We start from the raw sequence: 6,726 nt of genomic DNA on the forward strand, positions 1-6,726 counted from the left end.
CCCTTTAAATCAGCGAAAAGAGTCCGCTGTTATAATATTCTCTGCTGTAGTATTCCTCCAAAAGCCCATCCAGCGCATCATACTCCTTAAGATTCTTGCTCGTTAAAATCTCATTGATCAGCCGAAAGCTCCCATCCTGCGCACCTTCCTGCCCCTCCTTCTTCTGCAGGCTGCCGCTCTGGGAAAACTGCTCCTCTCCGCCCTTTTCCTCCGTGATATAATATTGCAGGGTCTCTCCAAAAAAAAGCACAAATTCTGCAAAGCAGACACCCCCGCACACCTCCCGCATATACTCCCTGCGGTATTCGCCGGATTCTCCGTTTTCATCCACAATCACATAGTGAATACAGGCTCTGCCCCCTGGTCTTGTATGATATTCCACGATGGTCTTATCCGCCATATCCCGGCTCAGGGCGCCGCACAAAGAATAAGAGCGCAGAAAATCCAGATGGATATGCTCCTCTTTCATGGTCTCCAAAAAGGCTTTCGCCATTTCCTTTTCCCCTTCCTCCAGACTTTTACTGTCTGCAGCGTAAAACTTCAGCCAGGCCAGCCTGCATACCTTCTGCACCTCTTCTTTTCTCAGATACATATTCCTGATTTCCCGGAATACGTACTCCTGGGTTTCACGATCCTTTACAAAATAATCATAGGCGCATTGTGCCAGAAAAGCCTCCTCCACCTCTTTTTTTGCTCCCTGGGAGACATAATAGCGGAAAATTTCCATTTTTTCTTCCACAAAGGAACCGGAATACAGCATCTGAAGCAATATCCTCTCCGAAAGCTTATAACAGTCCACCTCGTAGGAAATGGCAGCCTTCCAGATATCCCGCATATTCTGGGTAAGCCCTTTATAATAAAGAGTCAGATAAGAAAGAATGATTCCATCATATTTCCCCTGGTCAAATACATACTCCGCCGCTTTCGTAAGCACAGGCTCCTCCAGAAACTGGTTTTCCTCTATTAATGGGCCCAGCACCCGCAGCAAAACCTTCGCGTCCGCAAAGCAAGGGCCGTACCAGGAAAGCCATTGATGGGCCAGAGAATAGCTGCCGCGAAGCGCCATATACCGAAACACTTCCCTTCGCCCCTCCCAGGTCAGGTTCTCGGCGGGTATGCTGCAAAGATATTCGTCCAAAAGCCTCATCTGATCCGTGTCATAATAATGACGCAGGATTTTCAGATAAAGCTCACGCTTTACCCAAAGGGCTGACTGCCCAGAACCCGTAATCCTAAGCGCTCTCTCTGTGTCCTCCCTGGTCTCCTGCTTCCATCCATCCTTTGCACTCAAATACAAGTCAAGCTCCATACAGTCTTTCACATAGGGCGTAATCAGAGGAAGAAAGCTCCCCGGCTCCATCATTCGTTCCAGCGTATAGTCGGCGCTTTTGGTGAAACGGTTCCCCCAGGCATCCTCAAGCACTATGGTATATTCGGTTCCATAAAGGGCAATCCAGGCACACCCATCAACGAGCGTATACTGCATGGGCTGCAGGTTCCCCGGCTGATAGACAAAAACCCGCTTCATTCCCTCGTCCTTTGTTCTGATTTCCCAGGCAAACAAAAGTCTTGCCAAAGAGTCAGCAAGCTGTGGCGTTATGATGTCCGGAGTTATAAATTCCCGGTAAAGATTCGCAAGATTCCTGTTCATATGTGCCTTTTGTATCTGTTCCACCACAAAACGCTCCATGCGGGCCCTGTAGGAAGCATATAAATCTTCCAGCTGATTTCTGTTCTGCAGAATATAATCGTAAAGATATGCGCGGTGGGCAAAGTCCAGGTTATTCTGGTAGGAAAAATACAGTAAAACCATCTTGGGCAGGGGCTGGCTGGCGCGCAGGTCAAGGGACATCATAAAATATTCATACAGGTTGGTGATGCGAAGCTGCGCCTCCACGCCGGCCTTATACCAGGAAAAACAGGCAGGCCCCGCCTTTCCTCCCTTTATCAAAAGGGTGCATATCTCCTGCAGTACTCTCTCATCCGGCCTGGTTTCATGAAGCTTTGATAAAATCTGAAAAAGCACCGGAGAAAACTCCTTCACTCTGCCGGAGAGGTACAAAAGCTGCTCTGCCGCCTCCGGGGCCAGAGTCTGCTTTCTTACGCCGTACCACAGCACCTGCAGCTCAAATCCACCCAGCCTGCGAAGCAGGGTGGGGTTGTGGTTTACAAGCAATAGAGCCTCTATGTAAAGAACAGGGCTTGTACAGCCCCTTTCAAACTGCTTTTCCAAAAAGACCCACTTTCCGGAGGCCGAACGGTTTAACTCCTGGGAAAGATAAAGCAAAAGCCACGCAGTCCGCCAGTTGGACACATCCTGCCTGTATATCTGCCGCACCTGAGCCTCCGCCTTCTCCACATATTTTTCGTCCCTGTTTAACAATGTGGTCAGATACAGATAGTAGGCCCGCAGCGTGCCGTCCCCATCGGCACCCTTTAACTGCTCTGCCACATGCTCAAGCAGCCATCCTGCTTCATGATACCTCTCCTCCGTAATCATAAGCTGTGCCTGAAAGAGCCTCGCTGCCGGATTTTTTCCGTCCAAAGCAACCAGCGTTTCCACCAGCTTTCCTGTCTCCGCAAGCCAGGTGGTCCTGCTGATCTTTTTCAGCCGGAATGCCTGATAGAAATCCATTATGTGCACCACTGTGCGTTTACGCGCAAGCTCCCCCCGGCTGCTTTTCATCCCTCCGTTCACCCGGACCGTCACGGGAATCAAAACAGACACATAAGAATTGTACAGGCAGACCTGTCCAAAATTTTTCCCACAATGACACAGGCTGCCGTCAATAAACACAGGCAGGCTGCAGCAATTTCCCAAAAAATCATCGTCTGTAAGAATCTCCTTCTCCGTGAACAGGAAATCTCCCTCACATTCCACCTGCAGTCTGGTATAGCCCCAGCCCTTGCGCACAACGGACAATTCCCGCTCCCACACAGAATAGGAATTCCCTGTGCCGGGCAGCTCCATGACAATCTCCTGCTCTTTGACAGTGTACTGGTTTTTTTGCTTTTTGTCTACATGGATCAGAAATTCCTCTACGTTTTGTTCCCATCCTCCATAAGCAGACAGCCCCCGGTACACATCCAGATACTGAGGATCACTTTCCTCCAGAATATGTTCAAAATCCGGCGAATAAAACAGATTTACCGCCTCCTGCCAGCTGCTTTTGGCAAGGTTTGCAAAATGAAACAGATTTTTGATCACACCTGCAGAAGAATCTACCGCAGCATATTCCGCCTCAGCTACAAAGGGAAGATAATATTCCCCCTGATTGCTGACAACGAAAAAAGACCCCTTCACTACTTCGCCTTCCTCCATGTTCTCTCCATGGAAGCAGAAAGAGATCTCTACATCGTTTCCCGAAAACTCCGGGGTCAAGCATTCCATTCTCAAATCCGATACGGTCACATAGCCCTCAATAAAGCGGCCTGCGGGGGAGTTTATGCAGAAGGAACCCTCATAAAGGGAACCTGCAGGCAGAGCGATTTCCACATTGGCGCAGGAAAAATCAAGCCCTCCGCCTTCATAGTCAAAGTTCCCCTCCAAAATCCGATTTATGATTTTCTGCATGCTACTCACCCGCTTTTGTCTGGTATCTGCATACATTATAGCAAAGAATCAGACACAGGGCAAATCCTATTATTCCAGATCGAATTTTCTCACAAGGATCATCCGGGCTGCAAAATAAAGCACCGCCCCCATAACCAGTGTAAGAAGAAAAGACACGTCAAAAATATTGTTGTAATAATCCAAAACCCACACATCGTTTTGATGGGGCGCATTCTGCTGCATCATAAAGCTTACCGTAAAGGGCATCTGTACCACAGAGCCCAAAATTGTATTCAGAATGTACACACCGATATAGCAGACAATGGCCATCAGGGCCCGGTATTTGGAAAAAAGCTGTCCCATCGTAATGGAACCAAACAGCATGGCTATGGAGCAGAAGGAGCCAGCCACACATGTGATAATCAGAATAACTGCCAGATGAATGACTCTCACCCGCAACACTTCTCCCGCTTCTCCAAACAACTCTGCCATAGCAGCGCCAAACTCCTGAAAAATCTCCACAGGAGTAATCTGCAGATACATGCCAAAAAAGGCAGAAAACAACGCAACTATGGAGGCGACGATTGCAAGAAGAACCAAAATCATCCAGATGCCGCCCACCAATATCTTGCTGATCAAAAGCTGGTTTGCCGTAACCGGCAGCGTATGGGTAAGGTATCCCTCATCCGAATACATGCTTTTATAAAAATGGACTCCCAGATAAATCAATATCCCGTAAGAGGCCCCTACCAACGCCAGAACATATAAAACCAGCGTCAAAACAGCCATGCCATCCAAAACGCCAAAGGACGTGCCTGTGCTTCCCCCATTTTCCACTGCCTTGAGAGCAGCGTCAAGGGCCGGCATTTTCAGCGAAAGGCAGCCCAGAACCGTAAAAGCGGCCACACAGGCCAAAATCAGGCCGCACACCTTGTAGGTGCCTTTCCATTCATATTTCACTAATTTCCCTAACATGAGAACACCTCCCTGAAGTACCCGTCCACAGATTTGCCATACTTCTCCCTGATATAATCTACAGAAGAATAAAGCACCAGATGTCCGTATTTCATAAATACCACCTCATCCAGAACCTGTTCAATATCGCCGATCAGGTGGGTGGAAATCAATACGGTAGCTTCCGGATTGTAATTATTGATGATGGTTCGCAGAATATAGTCTCTTGCGGCAGGGTCTACACCCGCAATGGGCTCATCCAGGATATACAAATCTGCATTTCTGCACATAACTAAAATCAGCTGTACCTTTTCCCTGGTTCCCTTAGACAGTGTCCTTATCTTTACGGAAGGATCTATGTTCAGGCTCCGAAGCATTTCAAGGGCCTTCTCTCTGGAAAAGTCCCCATAAAAGTCACAGAAAAAATCCAGAGCCTCGCTGATCTTCCAGCTCACCGGAAGATATGTCCGATCCGGCAGATATGCAACCCTTGCCTTGCTCCCTGTTCCCACATACTCTCCGCATATCTTGATACTCCCCTGAGTTGGCTTTAACAGCCCTGTAAGCATCTTGATCAGCGTGGTCTTACCGCTTCCGTTTGGGCCCAGCAGTCCGATGATCCTTCCCTTGGGCAGCGTCAGCGTAAGATTATTGACCGCTATGTTTCTTTTATCGTACGCCTTGGTCAGTCCAACCACTTCTATCAGTTCATTCATAGCTCTCTTCTCCCTCACAGCCTTTTTTTACCAGTTGATATACCTCTTCCTCCGTAAACCCAAGCTCCTTCATTTTAGAGAAAAAAAACAAAATATGTTCCTTTGCAAGTTTACGGCGGATGCTTTTAATCAGCTCCTCATCTTCCGTAACTGTCCTGCCGTTGGTTCTCTGTGTCACAATCAGTCCACTCCTCTCCAGCTCCGCAAACGCCTTCTGCATTGTATTGGGATTCACCGCCGCCTCCGCCGCCAGCTCCCGCACACTGGGAAGCCTTCCTCCCGGCGGGTAGCCGCCCGATACGATCTGCATCTGAATCCGCTCCACCAGCTGAGCATAAATGGGCCTGTCAGAATCCAAGCTCCATGCCATACGCATCTTCCTTTCCGTGATACATCTCTTTACTGTATTACTTATGTAACACAATAGTACACCATAATTCCTATTTCGTCAATATCTTTTAGTTTTATTTTGAAAAAATACGCATATATATACCATAACCAACCATATGAGGTTTCATAATGTCTGATTTTAACTTACATGCAGCCCAGACGCCCCAGCCCATTGACTCCCAATATGCAGGCGCTCTGAAAATCAGCGTAGTTTCTGTCATAGGCTTGATTCCGGTGGAAAATGCCACAGTGGTAATCTCCTATACCGGCGATCCGGACGCCCCTCTTATGACGCTGACCACGGACAGCTCCGGCCAGACGCCCATCGTAGAGCTTCCCGCCCCTGCACTGGCACTGTCCTTAGAGCCCTCCCCCAGCGAGCAGCCCTATTCCGAGTATAACATTTCCGTCACAGCCAAGGGCTATGAGCCCGTTCTTGTCACCGGCTCGGAAATTCTGGCCGACGAGCTTTCTCTTCAGCCCATACGGATGAATCCCTTAGAAATGACAGAGGAGGAAGAAAAAATCGTAGTCATTCCAGCACATACCCTTTTTGAGGAATATCCTCCCAAAATTCCGGAGGATGAAATCAAGCCCATGGCGGAGACCGGGGAGATTGTTTTAAGCCGGGTGGTGATTCCCGAATATATCATCGTGCACGACGGCGTTCCAAGCGATTCCACCGCTCCCAACTACTGGGTCCGCTACAAGGATTACATCAAAAATGTGGCCTCCTGTGAAATTTACTCCACCTGGCCCGAGAGCAGCCTCTATGCCAATATTCTCGCGATTTTGTCCTTTACCCTAAACAGGGTATACACGGAGTGGTACCGAAACCAGGGCTATGACTTTACCATAACCTCCTCCACCGCCTATGATCAGAAATGGGTATACGGGCGAAATATCTATGAGAATATCGATGTGCTTGTGGATACCATATTTGCCAACTATCTGTCCCGTCCCGGCGTAAGACAGCCCATTCTCACCTCCTATTGCGACGGGCAGCGGGTCACCTGCGCAGGCTTAAGCCAGTGGGGTTCCAAATATCTTGGGGACGAGGGGTATTCCGCCATTGAGATTATACGGTATTATTTTGGAAACGATATGTACATT

General features: G+C 48.6%; 5 protein-coding genes. 1 reads left to right on the plus strand and 4 read right to left on the minus strand.

The window, feature by feature from the left end; translation table 11 throughout:
- Positions 1-4: 4 nt before the first annotated feature.
- From SHK35_RS08015 to SHK35_RS08030, 4 genes are all read right to left on the minus strand, one after another.
- Positions 5-3,574, minus strand: a complete 3,570-nt coding sequence (locus SHK35_RS08015) for a DUF5717 family protein (protein ID WP_318709369.1) — start codon at positions 3,572-3,574, stop codon at positions 5-7.
- A gap of 69 nt (positions 3,575-3,643) precedes the next feature.
- Positions 3,644-4,528, minus strand: a complete 885-nt coding sequence (locus SHK35_RS08020) for a hypothetical protein (RefSeq protein WP_318709370.1) — start codon at positions 4,526-4,528, stop codon at positions 3,644-3,646.
- Entirely contained in the window at positions 4,522-5,223 is a 702-nt protein-coding gene (locus tag SHK35_RS08025) for an ABC transporter ATP-binding protein (RefSeq protein ID WP_318702671.1), read from the minus strand. Before SHK35_RS08025 ends, SHK35_RS08020 begins: the two co-directional genes overlap by 7 nt.
- The gene (locus SHK35_RS08030) at positions 5,216-5,593 is read right to left on the minus strand and encodes a GntR family transcriptional regulator (RefSeq protein WP_318702672.1); all 378 of its coding nucleotides are present in this window, start codon (positions 5,591-5,593) and stop codon (positions 5,216-5,218) included. Before SHK35_RS08030 ends, SHK35_RS08025 begins: the two co-directional genes overlap by 8 nt.
- 149 nt (positions 5,594-5,742) lie before the next feature.
- Between SHK35_RS08030 and SHK35_RS08035 the strand changes: the two genes are divergently transcribed.
- On the plus strand, positions 5,743-6,726 hold a 984-nt coding region (locus SHK35_RS08035), incomplete at its 3' end, for a peptidoglycan-binding protein (RefSeq protein ID WP_318709371.1).

This window comes from Candidatus Acetatifactor stercoripullorum, from assembly GCF_944382095.1.
In the GTDB taxonomy this organism is placed as follows: Bacteria; Bacillota; Clostridia; order Lachnospirales; family Lachnospiraceae; genus Acetatifactor; species Acetatifactor stercoripullorum.